17 protein-coding genes and 1 pseudogene are annotated in these 14389 nt (G+C 42.3%); 3 read left to right on the forward strand and 15 right to left on the reverse strand.

Features of this window, described 5'->3' with window-relative positions:
• Positions 1-44 precede the first annotated feature (44 nt).
• Positions 45-281, forward strand: coding sequence for a hypothetical protein (locus P4S61_RS07315; RefSeq protein WP_145237921.1), 237 nt, complete (start codon positions 45-47; stop codon positions 279-281).
• A gap of 10 nt (positions 282-291) precedes the next feature.
• On the forward strand, positions 292-1137 hold the full coding sequence (locus tag P4S61_RS07320; RefSeq protein WP_337118040.1) for an ABC transporter substrate-binding protein: 846 nt from the start codon (positions 292-294) through the stop codon (positions 1135-1137).
• Here P4S61_RS07320 and P4S61_RS07325 read toward each other — a convergent pair.
• The 5 genes from P4S61_RS07325 to P4S61_RS07345 all read right to left on the reverse strand — a co-directional run bounded on the left by P4S61_RS07325 (position 1134) and on the right by P4S61_RS07345 (position 6929).
• Positions 1134-1664 carry a DUF4124 domain-containing protein gene (locus P4S61_RS07325; protein ID WP_145237915.1) on the reverse strand — a complete coding sequence of 177 codons (531 nt, stop codon included), beginning with the start codon at positions 1662-1664 and terminating at the stop codon, positions 1134-1136. The two genes, P4S61_RS07320 and P4S61_RS07325, sit on opposite strands and share 4 nt — an antisense overlap.
• 34 nt (positions 1665-1698) lie before the next feature.
• A complete protein-coding gene (locus P4S61_RS07330) occupies positions 1699-2433 on the reverse strand; it encodes a substrate-binding periplasmic protein (RefSeq protein WP_337118041.1) in 735 nt (244 codons plus the stop codon).
• A gap of 137 nt (positions 2434-2570) precedes the next feature.
• A complete protein-coding gene (locus P4S61_RS07335) occupies positions 2571-3311 on the reverse strand; it encodes a phosphoadenylyl-sulfate reductase (protein ID WP_182732337.1) in 741 nt (246 codons plus the stop codon).
• 43 nt (positions 3312-3354) lie between these two features.
• Positions 3355-5052, reverse strand: coding sequence for an assimilatory sulfite reductase (NADPH) hemoprotein subunit (gene cysI / locus P4S61_RS07340; protein WP_182732336.1), 1698 nt, complete (start codon positions 5050-5052; stop codon positions 3355-3357).
• Between the two features lie 68 nt (positions 5053-5120).
• Complete coding sequence (locus P4S61_RS07345; RefSeq protein ID WP_145237900.1) at positions 5121-6929, reverse strand: assimilatory sulfite reductase (NADPH) flavoprotein subunit; 1809 nt, start codon at positions 6927-6929, stop codon at positions 5121-5123.
• Between the two features lie 407 nt (positions 6930-7336).
• Here P4S61_RS07345 and P4S61_RS07350 point away from each other — a divergent pair, with 407 nt between their 5' ends.
• Positions 7337-8968, forward strand: a complete 1632-nt coding sequence (locus P4S61_RS07350) for an endonuclease (protein WP_145237895.1) — start codon at positions 7337-7339, stop codon at positions 8966-8968.
• A gap of 770 nt (positions 8969-9738) precedes the next feature.
• Here the strand turns inward: P4S61_RS07350 and rpsQ are convergent.
• The 10 genes and pseudogenes from rpsQ to rplC all read right to left on the reverse strand — a co-directional run bounded on the left by rpsQ (position 9739) and on the right by rplC (position 14363).
• The gene (rpsQ, locus tag P4S61_RS07355) at positions 9739-9996 is read right to left on the reverse strand and encodes a 30S ribosomal protein S17 (RefSeq protein WP_016709053.1); all 258 of its coding nucleotides are present in this window, start codon (positions 9994-9996) and stop codon (positions 9739-9741) included.
• Complete coding sequence (gene rpmC, locus P4S61_RS07360) at positions 9996-10187, reverse strand: 50S ribosomal protein L29 (RefSeq protein WP_054552371.1); 192 nt, start codon at positions 10185-10187, stop codon at positions 9996-9998. Before rpmC ends, rpsQ begins: the two co-directional genes overlap by 1 nt.
• Complete coding sequence (gene rplP, locus P4S61_RS07365) at positions 10187-10600, reverse strand: 50S ribosomal protein L16 (RefSeq protein WP_002957890.1); 414 nt, start codon at positions 10598-10600, stop codon at positions 10187-10189. Before rplP ends, rpmC begins: the two co-directional genes overlap by 1 nt.
• A complete protein-coding gene (gene rpsC, locus P4S61_RS07370) occupies positions 10600-11313 on the reverse strand; it encodes a 30S ribosomal protein S3 (protein ID WP_337118050.1) in 714 nt (237 codons plus the stop codon). The genes rplP and rpsC overlap by 1 nt, the downstream gene beginning before the upstream one ends.
• Before the next feature lie 11 nt (positions 11314-11324).
• Complete coding sequence (gene rplV / locus P4S61_RS07375; RefSeq protein ID WP_004588690.1) at positions 11325-11657, reverse strand: 50S ribosomal protein L22; 333 nt, start codon at positions 11655-11657, stop codon at positions 11325-11327.
• A 14-nt stretch (positions 11658-11671) separates the two neighbouring features.
• Positions 11672-11950 carry a 30S ribosomal protein S19 gene (rpsS, locus tag P4S61_RS07380; RefSeq protein ID WP_010561269.1) on the reverse strand — a complete coding sequence of 93 codons (279 nt, stop codon included), beginning with the start codon at positions 11948-11950 and terminating at the stop codon, positions 11672-11674.
• A gap of 15 nt (positions 11951-11965) precedes the next feature.
• Complete coding sequence (gene rplB, locus P4S61_RS07385) at positions 11966-12790, reverse strand: 50S ribosomal protein L2 (RefSeq protein ID WP_007376192.1); 825 nt, start codon at positions 12788-12790, stop codon at positions 11966-11968.
• A gap of 16 nt (positions 12791-12806) precedes the next feature.
• A pseudogene (gene rplW / locus P4S61_RS07390) lies at positions 12807-13108 on the reverse strand (50S ribosomal protein L23).
• Positions 13105-13710: a 50S ribosomal protein L4 gene (gene rplD, locus P4S61_RS07395; protein WP_054206126.1), complete on the reverse strand. Its 606-nt coding sequence runs from the start codon at positions 13708-13710 to the stop codon at positions 13105-13107. Before rplD ends, rplW begins: the two are co-directional and overlap by 4 nt.
• Before the next feature lie 17 nt (positions 13711-13727).
• On the reverse strand, positions 13728-14363 hold the full coding sequence (gene rplC, locus P4S61_RS07400) for a 50S ribosomal protein L3 (protein WP_054206125.1): 636 nt from the start codon (positions 14361-14363) through the stop codon (positions 13728-13730).
• Positions 14364-14389 lie beyond the last annotated feature (26 nt).

Genomic DNA, 14389 nt, shown 5'->3' on the forward strand with positions numbered 1-14389 from the left:
TATTAACTACACTTAATTCATCTTATCATTAATGCCTGCATACTATGACCGAGCAGAAGATCATCACAGTACTAAAAGTATTTATTGTCCTTGGCATATGCCTTATTGCGACTGGACATTATTTATTAGTCTCGGATCTGTTTGGTGAACAAAATAGTATACATGGCATTATTATCAGCGCCGCTTTTATTGCTATTGGAGTGCTATTTTCTCTGCCTACAAAAATTTACCTCACTATTGTTTTAATGAACATAGAGGCTGTACGTGACAAACATGTATAGCAGCAAGTTCATGCAATTAATCAAACCATTTAACACCGCTAAAACTTTATTAATAGCGGCATTTTTGGTGCTTTGCTTACCCACTCAATTACGTGCAAATGACAAATTGATTATTGCATCCGGTAATTTTGCACCTTATTTCATGCAGGACAACGTAACCGGTAATGGTTACTTCGATCAACTTGTGGTTCAAGTGTTACTGATACAAGGCTATCAAAACCCGCAATTGGTGCCGTTAAATAATGATGCTATTCAACGCTACTTCAACAATAAAGTCGCTGATATAGCGATCAACTATACGGCACAACCAGCTGCACATGCTTTTATTTCTCGTTATCGAGTACGATTTATGAACCGTGTGACCATGCTTCCTTCTGCATGGACCGAAAAAGTAGCTACGTTGAACGATTTGGAGAATTTAAGAGTAGGTAGTTTTATAGGGGCGAGCGATATCTTTGGCCCAGAATATAAAAACATGGCGACACAGGTATTCACCTATTATACTGAAATAGGAAATCAACAAGCCCTAAATAAACAGTTACTTACCAATAAGATCGATGCCCGTATCGGTGATTATTTAATGCTCTACTGGCATACATCAACAAACACCCAACTTGACCCTACAAGTTTTATATATCGCGATATTTTAAACTATCAAGGCTCTTACATTGTTTTTCAAGATAAGTCTGTCAGAGATAATTTTGATGAAGGCCTGACAAGATTAGTTGCTTCAGGAGAACTAATGATAGCTACTGATCGTTGGTTAAAAGCCTATAACCTGCCAATTATTAAGCAACAATTTTTTGTAACACAGCCCGAAAAAACACAGCAAAACAACGCTATTAAAGTAAATTAATGCGTCTCATCTAACGATTTAGTACGTTGCTCTAACTGTTCTTTCACTTGCTCTGCATCTTCAAACAGCTTTTTCATCACCACGGGATCATAAACACTGCCTGAGTTTGGCATTAAAGACATATTAGTTGTTTTTGAGCTGCCTTTTAAAATGGACGTATCTTCGGCCGCAACTACTGTAATATCGCGCGGATCTAGAATTACTTTTTCACTTGTGCCCTCAGGATTAGGCTGATCTGAGTAATGCCATTGACCTTGCTGATCTTGCCATTTATAAATAACGGTCGTTGCTACTGAGCTTTCATTGGTAATTGATTCTACAACTTTTTGACTGGTCTCACTAACCAATGTGGCTGCCATGGCAAGGGTGTCACTTGATAACGCAACCATTTGCTCTGTTAGCTGATTTGATTTACTACTAATACCATCACTGGTTAACCACGTTTGACCATCGGGTCGTTGCAAATAAAATAATGCCGCGACACTGATCAGCAATACCATAATAGCGAGGTACGCAAAATACTTCATCTTCAATCCTTTGAGTTAAAATTCTCGATTGCTATCATTGATAGCGGGCTATGATTTTAGCTAGGCCGCCATTATCTTTCAAGCTTTGTAAAAAATCATTAAATTCTTTCGCGTACTTTTTACCCCTTGAATTATAAGAAAACTGCAACTGCAGCGGCGCCTCAGCGACATTTTCATCACTTATGGTCAAAGCAGCAAGCTCAGGGTACTTTTGTATGTACCAGTTTACGACAGAGCGTGACATAACAGTAAAGCGTTTACTTGTATCAGTATCTTTGTGCAAACTTTGCAATATTTCTAAGTCTGAATAAAAATTCTCACGGTGCAGAGTCTCATTCACTACTGGTAGCTCATATTTTGGATACACATAACCAAATCGCCCGAGTAAAACACCGCCCTTTAAACTGCTTAGCTCCTTAAAGTCAATTAGTTCAGCTCCTCGAGCGACTACTAACACATCTTCAATTACTACTATCTCTTGGCTCCAATAATAGGGTCCATTATCTACAAGCCAAACTTCTGATTCCATTCGTGCATCAACATCACCTCGTTTCACCATTTTCGCAGAGCGCATTTCAGGGACGAAGGTATAGTCTATTTGGATCCCCGTTGCCATCGAAAACGATGTAATAACATCATTTAAAATGCCTGTTTTTGAACAAACAAAGTGATAAGGAGGGTAATCTTGCTCGGGTAAGGCAATGCGAAGGTTATCGGCAAAAAGACTAGTAGAAAAGAATAAAAAGAAAATTACGTAATATGGTTTCATAAAATACATGCACATCAATTTATAACGGCTGATTGTATTATAGTCAAAAATTTAAAACGCAGCTAGGCTGCGCTTTAATAATCACTATAGTTAGCTATCTCAGCTTAAATGATTTACTTATATTTTTACGTTCAGAATTAGATCCCATCACCATCAATGTGTAGGCCACATTCGCGGTTTAGACCAAAAAAACGGGTCTCTTCTTCGGTCATACCTGGCTCTAGTTTACGCGTAGTATGCACATCGCCCATTGACACATAACCTTGCTCCCATAATGGGTGATATGGTAAGTCATGTTTAGTCAGGTACTGATAAACATCGCGATTTGACCATTCGATGATTGGGTAAACCTTTACCGTGCCACGGCTAATTTCAATAATTTGCTTATCGGCACGTGTTGATGATTGGTCACGGCGCAAGCCACTAAACCAAGTACCTGCATTAATGTCTTTTAATGCGCGAGTCATTGGTTCAACTTTATTAAGCTGGTTGTATTGTTTAATACCTGCTTCACCTAGTTCCCATAACTTACCAAACTTGGCTTCTTGCCAAGCTGGGCTTAACTGCGACTTATACACTTTTAAATTTAGCGATAAGCGTTCGGTCATTTGCTCAATGAACTGATAAGTTTCAGGAAATAAGTAACCAGTATCTGTTAATACCACAGGAATATCGGGGCGCTGTACTGTAACTAAATGCAACATCACAGCCGCTTGAATACCAAAGCTCGATGATAAAAACTGCGTGTCTGGCAAGTTTTCCAGTGCCCATGCGACACGCTGCTCAGCGCTCATATCTTTCAATACGCCGTTAGCATCAGCCAGCAGTGTTACTTGGCTTTCTTTATCTAGCTGTAATATGTTTTTAAATTCACTCATAGTAAATTCCAAACCTCAGCAAGCGTCACCGCTTGCTTTTAAATTAAGCGTGAAAATCGGTGACTGACACTTTAACTTCAGCAACTATGCCTTTGCGGATCACAAAGTCACCAAAGCATTCGCCGTCATTACGCTCACTTGCCCATTGACCAATTAATTTGTCAAAGGCGTCTAAATACACGTCTTCACCAACATTCTCTAAATACAATTTAGGAATACGCGTCCCCTCAAGGTTACCCCCTAAGTACACGTTATATTTACCTGGGCCTTTTCCTACTAGGCCAGCTTCCGCTAACATTGCGCGGCCACAGCCATTCGGACAACCAACCACACGCATGATGATGCTGTCATCAGGAATACCGTGCTTAGCAAGCAATGCCTCGGTCTTTTCAATTAAGCTTGGTAAGTAACGCTCAGCTTCCGCCATTGCGAGTGGACAAGTTGGTAATGCCACACAGGCCATCGAGTTTTTACGTTGCTCAGAGTCTTTGTCGTCAATCAAACCGTGATTACGGGCTATTTCTTCAATCACTGTTTTTTGATCGGCAGGCACACCGGCGATGATCAAATTTTGATTTGCCGTCATACGAAAATCACCTTGGTGAATTTCAGCAATTTTACGACAACCTGTTTTCAGTGGTTTACCCGGTAAATCTAAAATACGGCCACTTTGGATAAATAAAGTTAAGTGATGCTTACCATCAATACCTTCAACCCAACCAATGCGATCGCCACGATGAGTAAACTCATAAGGGCGGCTTGGCGCAAATTTAACACCTGCGCGTTGCTCTACTTCCGCTTTAAATACATCAGTACCAACACGGTCTAAGGTGTATTTAGTTTTTGCGTTTTTACGGTTTGAGCGATTACCCCAGTCGCGCTGTACAGACACCACATGCTCAGCAATTTTTAGCGTATCCGCTAAGGCGATAAACCCAAAATCATCGGCTTTACGTGGATAGGTTGCGGTATCACCGTGGGTCATGGCAAGGCCACCGCCTACTAATACGTTAAAACCAACTAGCTTGCCGTTATCTGCAATAGCTACAAAGTTTAAGTCATTCGCATGCACATCCACTTCGTTGTTCGGTGGAATGGTCACTGTGGTTTTAAACTTACGCGGTAAGTAGTTAGATCCTAAAATTGGCTCTTCTGTAGTCTCAGCCTTTTCACCGTTTAACCAAATTTCTGCATACGCTTTAGTTTTTGGTAACAAATGTTCTGAGATTTTTGCAGCCCACTCGTATGCTTCTTGATGCAACTCAGATTCCACAGGGTTTGTAGTACAAAGTACATTACGGTTAACATCACCTGCCGTTGCAATAGAGTCGATGCCCACGCTATTAAGCATTTGGTGCATGCCTTTTATATTTGGTTTTAACACACCATGAAATTGAAACGTTTGACGGGTTGTTAAACGAATACTGCCGTAGCTAGTTTTTTCGTCAGCAAACTTATCAATTGCTAACCATTGTTCAGGTTTGATAATACCGCCAGGCATACGAGCACGTAACATTACGTTGTGTAATGGCTCTAGCTTTTGCTTAGCACGCTCACCTCGAATATCACGGTCATCTTGTTGATACATACCGTGGAAACGAATTAACTGAAAGTTATCCGCAGTGAAGCCACCGGTGATCTCATCTTTTAAATCTTGCTCTATGGTGCCACGTAAAAAGTTACTTTCTCTTTTCAAACGCTCGTTATCAGAAAGCTTTACGTTTTTATCTTGTTCGCTCATGTTTGCTCCTAAATTTGTTACAGTGACGGCTGTTAGCTTTGCTTTTATAAAGTAAGCAACGTCTACGCTTAGTACACGTCTTTCTGATAGCGATTTGCGCTACGTAAATCTTTTAAATACTGCTCAGCGTCTTCATCGTTCTTACCGCTGTTTTCTTTGATGATATCAACCAATGCCTGGTGTACATCTTTCGCCATGCGATTTGCGTCACCACAAATATAAAAATGCGCGCCCGCTTCTAGCCATGCAAATACGTCTTTGCTGTTTTGGCGTAGCTTGTCTTGCACGTAGACCTTCTCTGCTTGGTCACGGCTAAACGCCACATCAACTTTACTTAGTAGCCCTGATTTTAAATAACCTTGAATTTCTACTTGATATAAGAAATCTTGGGTAAAGTGTGGATTACCAAAGAATAACCAGTTTTTACCGGATGCTTCGCGGGCATCACGTTCTTGCAAGAAAGCACGGAACGGCGCAATACCAGTACCAGGGCCAACCATAATCACTGGCGTTTCGTCGTTAGTTGGCAAACGGAAGTTATCATTATGCTCGCTATATACTTTTACTTTACAACCTTCTTCAGCACGACGTGCTAAATAACCAGAACAACCACCTAAATGCTCACTACCGAATGCTTCAAATTCAACTAGACCAATGGTTAAGTGCACTTCATCTTCAACTTCTGCTTGGCTTGACGCAATTGAATATAAACGTGCTTGCAGTTTACGTAGGCAATCAACAAACGTTTGTGCCTCAAGCGCAGCTGGATTTTGGCGGATCACATCAAAGATTTGGCGAGGCTCAATATATTCACGCATTGCCGCTTTATCTTCAACCAGCTTTAATAGCTCAGGCGCACCTGTCGCTATCGCGTACTTTTCAACAAAGCCAGGGTATGACTGAGTCAATTCAAGTTTTTCAATCAGTGCATCACGAACACTGAGCTCTTCATCAGCGATTTTAACTTTGCTGGCACCATCAATTTGCGTCAGTGTCAGTACTTCATCAACCAGAATCTCATCATTCAAAAAATACACGCCTAATGAATCGCCCGGTGTGTAAGTAATATCAGATCCTTCCAGTGAAATCTCAACATGGCGCACATCTTTGCTAGAGTCACGACCAGTGATCTTTTGCACTAGGCTAAGTTCTGCTGGAAATGGGTTTTGCTTAGTATATTGGCTGGCAGCTGTTGCTGGTGCACCAAATGACACCACTTGCCCACCTGTTGCGCCTTGCTGTGCTTTTAAATCAGGTTCAAATGCATCAAGTGCTCCGCTGATCCAGCTGGCGGCTTCATCATCGTAATCAACGTCTAAATCAGCACGCTGATAAATGGTTTCTGCACCAAGCTTATTTAAGCGCTGTTCAAAGTCTTTTGCTGTTTGACAGAAGAACTCATAGCTTGAATCACCTAAACCTATAACGGCAATTTTAACGCCATCAAGCTTAGGCGCTTTTTTGGTTGCTAAAAACTCATGTAATGTTTCGGCATCTTCCGGCGGCTCACCTTCACCGTAAGTAGAAACAACGACAGTTAAGAATTTTTCTTTTTTCAGGGCCGTTGGTTTGTAATCAGCCATGCTAACCAGCTTAACAGCTAAACCACGAGACTCCGCTTGCTCTTTGAGCTTAGTCGCTACACCTTTTGAATTACCGGTTTGTGAGCCATATAAAATGGTCAATGCCGCTGCATCCCCAGCACTTGGCGCAGCACCTACAACACCACCTAAGGCCGCCGTATTGGCATTCGCAGCAAGGTAGCCACTTACCCAAGCTTGCTGAATTGGATTAAGCTCAGCCACTAAACCTTGCAGCTTTTGTACTTGCTCTTGCGATAGCGGACTTGCCGCGGCATTGAGTTGACCTAACAACATGAATTAATTCCCCGTAACCCTGAAAGTTATCTGCAAAATGCTCACTGATTGCAGTAATCACTTTGCCTAAAATTTGTGTCGCCTTTAAGGCAAATAACTCAGGCCCTAAAGATTTCTCTGAGTGTGAAGAATAACGGGGTACGCGCCAATAAAAAAAGAATAGAATCTGCTTTGTTATTCCATTTAGTTATTAATTTATAAATTAACCAGTAAAAACAGATTAAAAGGTAAAAATAACTGCTGATGATTTCAGCACCACGCTTAGCCGATCAGAAATATCATACAAAAATTTATTCACTTCATTTTTTTCAAAATACAAATTAACTTTTTTGCAACAAATCTTGAGTAGGCTATAGTGGATTTGGCCACATTCTGTGCGCCGACTATAAATACAATAAGGAAACACTATGTCACACGGGGCATATAGAAAACTCATACTCAGCAGTGCTATGTTAGCTACAGCACTTCCCTGCATGGCCAGCATTAATAATGGTGACTTTGAAAACTGGTCAAGTAATAGCCCAAACGGCTGGAGTACGATTGACTCAGGCATTACACTATCAGCTTCAAATACCATAGTGAATTCAGGAGCTCTTGCTGCAAAAGTAGTGGTTAATACCGCTAGTCAAAGCAATACTGATTTACTGCAAGAAGTTACTGTTGAGGCCGGCAAAAGCTACTTATTCTCAAGCTGGGTTTATCACACCGAAGGCGGCATTAAAGCGCGCTTAATTGCCGACGGCTATCAAGGCTATTCAAATCCAGCGTTATTAAATCAGTGGCAACAAATAAGCTATACATATACAGCAACCAGCAATGCTACGATTACCGTGGGCCTGCGTTTTTACGATGTCAGCGGCTTTGATGGCAGTGAAACTATTTATGTGGATAGTTTTACACCAGGTTCTAGTGATACCACCCCACCGCCACCAGTCGGTTGTGCTGATAACACCGTTAACTTAGCACTGACAACTGATAACTATGGCGAAGAGACTAGCTGGCAGATCACTAACGCCCAAGGCATAGCAGTTGCGTCAGGTGGCAGTTATAGTGGCAACAACAGCTACACAGAGCAAGCTTGCTTAGTTGATGGCGATTACACATTTAGTATTTTTGATAGTTACGGCGACGGTATTTGCTGTTCATTTGGTAATGGCAGCTACGCGCTAACATCCGCCCAAACAACATTGGCTAACGGCAGTAGTTTTCAAAGCAGTGAAGCAACTCCCTTTATACTTGGTGATAATACCAACCCAGAAACGCCACCCAGCGAGCCAACTGGCTACTATGTTACAGCACAAGGTTTAACGGGCTATACACTTAAAACCGCGCTTTATAACATTATTAAAGGTCACAACTCACAAGGTTATTCAGCTATTTGGAGTTTTTACGATCTTGCTTCACGGGATAAGTACTTTGAAAATGACAATTCAATACTCGATCGCTATTCAGAAAATCCCACCGGTCAAGACAGCTATAACTATGTCGCTGTAAGTGATCAATGCGGCACTTACAATAGTGAAGCTGATTGTTATAACCGCGAACATTCATTTCCGAAAAGTTGGTTTGGCGGCACAAATGAGCCTATGAACTCAGACGTACATCATATTTTTGCAACCGATGGTTATGTTAATTCAAAACGTAGCAATTACCCATTTGGCGAAGTAGGCAGCGCCAGTTTCACCTCAAGCAATGGCAGTAAGCTTGGCAGCGCAGCCAGCTCGATTAATTACTCTGGCACGGTATTTGAGCCAATCGATGAGTTTAAAGGTGACTTTGCTCGCGCCTACTTCTATATGGCAACCCGCTACGAAAACGTCATTGGTACTTGGCAAAACAACACCACGACTAGTAATGCCGTGCTTAACGGCTCTAGTAACCAAGTGTTTGAGAATTGGGTAGTAACTATGTTGGTTAATTGGCATAACGACGATCCAGTCAGTCAACTTGAACTAGATAGAAACCAAGCCGCTTATGAGCATCAAGGCAATCGCAATCCATATATCGATCATCCAGAATTTGTTGAGATGATTTGGTAAAGGTCAGCGGTCAGCGGTCAGCGGTCAGCGGTCAGCGGTCAGCGGTCAGCGCAGAAAAACATCAGCCTTTGCAGTTGCAAAGGCTGTTTTGCTCTCTAATTTTATAACCCAATTTATGCAGTAAGAATATAATTAATGCTCTTTTGTTTATCATTGTTGGGCATCTTTTTTGTTGCTCAACCCATGCTAACGCAGCAGTTGCAAATTCACTGTTATTTGCAATTGAGTGATCCACCGCTTCTGCAAGCTTCACAATTTGCAAAATAGATTGTCTATATTCGGTAAGGCCTAGGCTTAAAAGGTAATTTTGAATCGGACACATAGCATTTAATCAGAGTGAAAAAATACAGCATAAAAGCTGGAGCTAGGTTAAGGTCAAGTAGTTTTTTATGAGGGAAATTTATCGACGTGCTTTTTCTATGGTATGAATTTTTATACCTGCATATTCTTATACCAATCGTGTTAAGTTACTGACCATTTATAGCGACAGATAAATACAGTGATAACAAGGCGTAAATTTTGACATGTAGTTGTTCTACTTGAAAAAATCATAACGCAGTTAGCGCTTTATTTAGCTCGCTAGAATGGTTAAATATTTAAGTCGATTGGTATTACTGTTCTCTTCTTCCCTGCCCTCAATAGACTCAACCCAAGCTACGGTGGGAATTTACTCCGCGCTGACGGCTGAAAGCTTATCGCTAAAAGCTGCTCCAAACGCAAAAAGCCCCAGCTAATGCCGGGGCTTTTTATAAAACAGACTTAATTAAAAATTAAGCTTGTTTTGGACTAGAAATAACGTCTACTAATGTCCAAGACTTAGTCTTAGAGATTGGAGCGCATTCACGGATAGTAACAACGTCACCCGCTTTTGCTGTGTTATTTTCGTCATGTACGTGTAATTTAGTCGTACGTTTGATGAATTTCCCATAGATTGGGTGCTTCACGTAACGTGCGATAGCGATAGTGAAAGATTTTTCCATCTTGTCGCTGATTACAGTGCCTTGAAGAGTACGAATTTTATCACTCATTATTGACCTGCCTTCTGGTTAATAACTGTTTTTACACGCGCGATATCGCGACGTACTGTTCTTAGCGTGTGAGTTTGAGCTAACTGACCAGTGCTTGCTTGCATGCGCAGGTTAAACTGCTCACGAAGAAGACCTAGAAGTTCAGCATTAAGCTCTTCTACGCTTTTATCTTTTAGTTCGCTTGCTTTCATCACATTACCGTCCGAGTTACGAAAGTTGTTTTGAATGGCAGTTTACGAGCAGCAAGGTCGAATGCTTCACGAGCAAGCTCTTCAGAAACACCTTCCATTTCGTAAAGTACTTTACCAGGCTGAATTTCAGCAACCCAATATTCAACAGAACCTTTACCTTTACCCATACGAACTTCAAGAGGCTTTTCTGTGATCGGTTTGTCAGGGAAGACACGGATCCAGATTTTACCTTGACGTTTCACGTGACGTGTCATGGCACGACGAGCTGCTTCGATTTGACGAGCAGTCATGCGGCCACGGCCAGTAGCTTTCAAACCGAAAGTACCGAAGCTTACTTTGTTACCGTTTTGCGCTAAACCACGGTTGCGGCCTTTGTGCATTTTACGGAATTTTGTACGTTTTGGCTGTAACATTACTCGCTACCTCTACTTAGCACTTTTTTGGCTTTCTTTGGTGCGCGTTTAGCTGGCTTCTCTTGCTCTTGTACTAGTGGTAAACCACCAATAACTTCGCCTTTGAAGATCCAAACTTTAACACCAATGATACCATAAGTGGTTAAGGCTTCAGAAGTTGCGTAGTCGATATCAGCACGAAGAGTATGTAGAGGTACACGACCTTCACGATACCATTCTGAACGTGCGATTTCTGCGCCGCCAAGACGACCGCTAACTTCAACTTTGATCCCTTTAGAACCGATGCGCATTGCATTTTGTACCGAACGCTTCATAGCGCGACGGAACATAACACGACGCTCTAGTTGAGAGGCAATGCCGTCTGCTACTAGTTGTGCATCTAGTTCTGGTTTACGTACTTCAGAAATATTGATCTGAGCAGGTACACCAGCAATCTTAGTTACCGCTTGACGTAATTTTTCTACGTCTTCGCCTTTTTTACCGATAACAACACCCGGACGAGCCGTGTGAATTGTTACGCGGATTGATTTTGCTGGACGCTCAATAACGATTTTAGACACAGAAGCCGCTTTCAATTCCTTAGTAAGGAATGTACGTACTTTGTGATCGCCAAAAAGCTGTGCAGAGAAATCTTTTGAACTCGCGTACCAGGTAGAAACCCAAGGTTTAGATATACCTAGGCGAATACCAGTAGGATGAACTTTTTGTCCCATTACTTATACTCCTAGCTATCTGAAACCACAACAGTGATGTGGCTTGTACGCTTAAGGATGCGGTCTGCGCGTCCTTTAGCACGTGGCATAATACGTTTCATTGTTGGACCATCGTCCACAAAGATCGTTGTTACACGTAGCTCATCAATGTCAGCACCTTCGTTATGCTCTGCGTTAGCAATAGCAGACTCAAGTACTTTCTTAACTAATACAGCCGCTTTCTTAGGGCTGTACGCCAGGATTTCTAGTGCGCGATCGACAGGTAACCCGCGGATCTGATCTGCAACTAGACGTGCTTTTTGCGCCGAACCAGAGGCGAATTTATGTTTAGCTAATGCTTGCATTTATCATTCCCCTCTTAACGTTTCTTCGCTTTCTTATCCGCAGCGTGGCCACGGTAAGTGCGAGTTGGTGCAAATTCACCTAGTTTGTGACCGATCATTTCGTCAGAAACGAAAACTGGTACATGCTGGCGACCATTATGGACAGCAATGGTCAATCCGATCATGTTAGGTATGATCATTGAACGACGGCTCCAAGTTTTAATTGGCTTCTTGTCACCGCTTTCCAAAGCTTTCTCTACCTTCTTCAGCAAGTGTAGGTCTATAAAAGGACCCTTCTTGAGAGAGCGTGGCATGGCTATTCCTCAATATTACTTAGTACGACGACGTACTATAAATTTATCCGTACGCTTGTTCTTACGCGTCTTAGCACCTTTAGTCGGCTTACCCCATGGAGACACAGGATGACGACCACCAGATGTACGACCTTCACCACCACCGTGTGGGTGATCAACCGGGTTCATGGCAACACCACGAACTGTCGGACGAATACCACGCCAGCGATTTGCACCTGCTTTACCAAGTGAACGAAGCATATGCTCAGCATTGCCTACTTCACCTAGCGTCGCACGACAATCTGATTCAACTTTACGAACTTCGCCTGAACGAAGACGTAATGTTACATACTGACCATCACGAGCAAGGATTTGAACGTATGCACCAGCAGAACGTGCGATTTGAGCACCTTTACCTGGTTTTAATTCTACGTTGTGAACAGTCGAACCTACAGGCATATTGCGCATAGGTAATGCATTACCAGGCTTGATTGGTGCATCAACACCAGACTGGATTGCATCACCAGCTTTTAAGCCTTTTGGTGCGATAATGTAACGACGCTCACCGTCTGCATATAATACAAGTGCGATGTTTGCGCTACGATTTGGATCATATTCTAAACGCTCAACAGTGGCTGGAATGCCATCTTTAGTACGTTTAAAATCGATTAAACGGTAATGCTGCTTATGACCACCACCGATATGACGAACCGTAATACGACCATTGTTATTACGACCACCTGATTTAGAGTTTTTCTCTAATAGTGGTGCGTATGGCTTGCCCTTATGTAGATCTGGGTTTACCACTTTAACTAGGTGACGACGACCCGCAGAAGTTGGCTTACACTTTTGAAGTGCCATAATTCTAACTCCCTTATTACTCGGCGCCGCCGACAAAGTCTAGTTCGCTGCCTTCTTTAAGAGTAACGTAAGCTTTTTTCCAGTCGCTACGACGACCGAAACGTGCGCCAGTACGTTTTGTTTTACCCTTAACATTAAGTGTGCGAACACCAGTTACTTCCACTTCAAAAGCTTCTCTACAGCTGCTTTAACTTCAGCTTTAGTTGCGTCATTTACTACTTTGAAAACGATAGTGTTGTTTTCTTCAGCAGCAATAGTGCTTTTTTCAGAGATATGTGGAGCAAGGATCACTTTTAAAAGACGTTCTTCACGAATCATGCTAGCGTCTCCTCAAGTTGCTTAACAGCAGCTGCTGTAATAAGTACCTTATCGAAAGCGATTAAGCTTACAGGGTCGATACCAGCTACATCACGCGTGTCAACCTTGTACAGGTTACGTGCCGATAAAAATAGATTCTCATCTACTTCTTCAGTTACGATTAGAACATCTTTAAGCTCAAGTTCTTTAAGCTTAGCAACTAGTTCTTTAGTTTTTGGTGCTGCTAGAGCAAAACTTTCAACAACGATTAAACGCTCTTGACGAACTAATTCAGATAAAATGCTTTTGATCGCACCGCGGTACATTTTACGGTTTACTTTTTGGCTGTGGTCTTGTGGTTTAGCTGCGAAGCTAACGCCACCTGAACGCCAAATTGGACTACGGATTGTACCAGCACGTGCACGGCCAGTACCTTTTTGAGCCCATGGTTTTTTACCACCACCGCTTACTTCAGAACGTGTCTTCTGAGCACGAGTACCTTGACGAGCACCTGCTGCGTATGCAACAACTACTTGATGTACTAATGCTTCGTTAAACTCACGTCCAAAAGTAGCTTCAGAAACTTCAAGACCGCCAGAAGCGTCTTTAATTGCTAATTCCATCACTAAATCTCCAGGACTTATGCTTTAACAGCAGGTTTAACGATAACGTCACCGCCGATAGCGCCAGGTACTGCACCTTTAACTAAAAGCAAGTTACGCTCAGCGTCAACGCGTACTAGTTCTAAGTTTTGAGTCGTTACACGCTCAGCACCCATATGACCGGCCATTTTCTTACCTTTAAACACCTTACCAGGTGATTGGTTTTGACCGATTGAACCAGGAGCACGGTGAGATAGAGAGTTACCATGTGTAGCGTCTTGCATGCTGAAATTCCAGCGCTTAACACCACCTTGGAAACCTTTACCTTTAGAAGTACCGGTTACGTCAACTTTGTTGATTTCGTTGAATAATTCAACAGTAAGCTCAGCGCCTACTTCAAAATCGCCTTCACCACCATTTAGGCGGAATTCCCACAGACCGCGACCCGCTTCAACACCAGCTTTAGCGAAGTGACCCGCTGTTGCTTTGTTTACACGGCTTGCTTTTTTAGTGCCTGCGGTTACTTGAAGCGCGTTATAACCGTCTGTTGCGTCAGATTTGATCTGAGCAATGCGGTTAGGTGTCGCTTCAATAACTGTCACAGGGATAGATACACCATCTTCAGTGAAGATACGTGTCATACCCACTTTACGACCGACTAGACCTAATGCCATTTTCCTAAAACCTCTCTAATCTTTCG

Origin of the sequence: Pseudoalteromonas sp. B160 (assembly GCF_037162485.1) — a bacterium.
GTDB classification, from domain to species: Bacteria; Pseudomonadota; Gammaproteobacteria; order Enterobacterales; family Alteromonadaceae; genus Pseudoalteromonas; species Pseudoalteromonas rhizosphaerae.

Bases quoted from the DNA above. Each gene is read 5' to 3' on its own strand.
- P4S61_RS07315 (WP_145237921.1), top strand. From the start codon at position 45: ATGACCGAGCAGAAGATCATCACAGTACTAAAAGTATTTATTGTCCTT.
- P4S61_RS07320 (WP_337118040.1), top strand. From the start codon at position 292: ATGCAATTAATCAAACCATTTAACACCGCTAAAACTTTATTAATAGCG.
- P4S61_RS07325 (WP_145237915.1), bottom strand. From the start codon at position 1,664: ATGAAGTATTTTGCGTACCTCGCTATTATGGTATTGCTGATCAGTGTC.
- P4S61_RS07330 (WP_337118041.1), bottom strand. From the start codon at position 2,433: ATGAAACCATATTACGTAATTTTCTTTTTATTCTTTTCTACTAGTCTT.
- P4S61_RS07335 (WP_182732337.1), bottom strand. From the start codon at position 3,311: ATGAGTGAATTTAAAAACATATTACAGCTAGATAAAGAAAGCCAAGTA.
- cysI (WP_182732336.1), bottom strand. From the start codon at position 5,052: ATGAGCGAACAAGATAAAAACGTAAAGCTTTCTGATAACGAGCGTTTG.
- P4S61_RS07345 (WP_145237900.1), bottom strand. From the start codon at position 6,929: ATGTTGTTAGGTCAACTCAATGCCGCGGCAAGTCCGCTATCGCAAGAG.
- P4S61_RS07350 (WP_145237895.1), top strand. From the start codon at position 7,337: ATGTCACACGGGGCATATAGAAAACTCATACTCAGCAGTGCTATGTTA.
- rpsQ (WP_016709053.1), bottom strand. From the start codon at position 9,996: ATGAGTGATAAAATTCGTACTCTTCAAGGCACTGTAATCAGCGACAAG.
- rpmC (WP_054552371.1), bottom strand. From the start codon at position 10,187: ATGAAAGCAAGCGAACTAAAAGATAAAAGCGTAGAAGAGCTTAATGCT.
- rplP (WP_002957890.1), bottom strand. From the start codon at position 10,600: ATGTTACAGCCAAAACGTACAAAATTCCGTAAAATGCACAAAGGCCGC.
- rpsC (WP_337118050.1), bottom strand. From the start codon at position 11,313: ATGGGACAAAAAGTTCATCCTACTGGTATTCGCCTAGGTATATCTAAA.
- rplV (WP_004588690.1), bottom strand. From the start codon at position 11,657: ATGCAAGCATTAGCTAAACATAAATTCGCCTCTGGTTCGGCGCAAAAA.
- rpsS (WP_010561269.1), bottom strand. From the start codon at position 11,950: ATGCCACGCTCTCTCAAGAAGGGTCCTTTTATAGACCTACACTTGCTG.
- rplB (WP_007376192.1), bottom strand. From the start codon at position 12,790: ATGGCACTTCAAAAGTGTAAGCCAACTTCTGCGGGTCGTCGTCACCTA.
- rplD (WP_054206126.1), bottom strand. From the start codon at position 13,710: ATGGAATTAGCAATTAAAGACGCTTCTGGCGGTCTTGAAGTTTCTGAA.
- rplC (WP_054206125.1), bottom strand. From the start codon at position 14,363: ATGGCATTAGGTCTAGTCGGTCGTAAAGTGGGTATGACACGTATCTTC.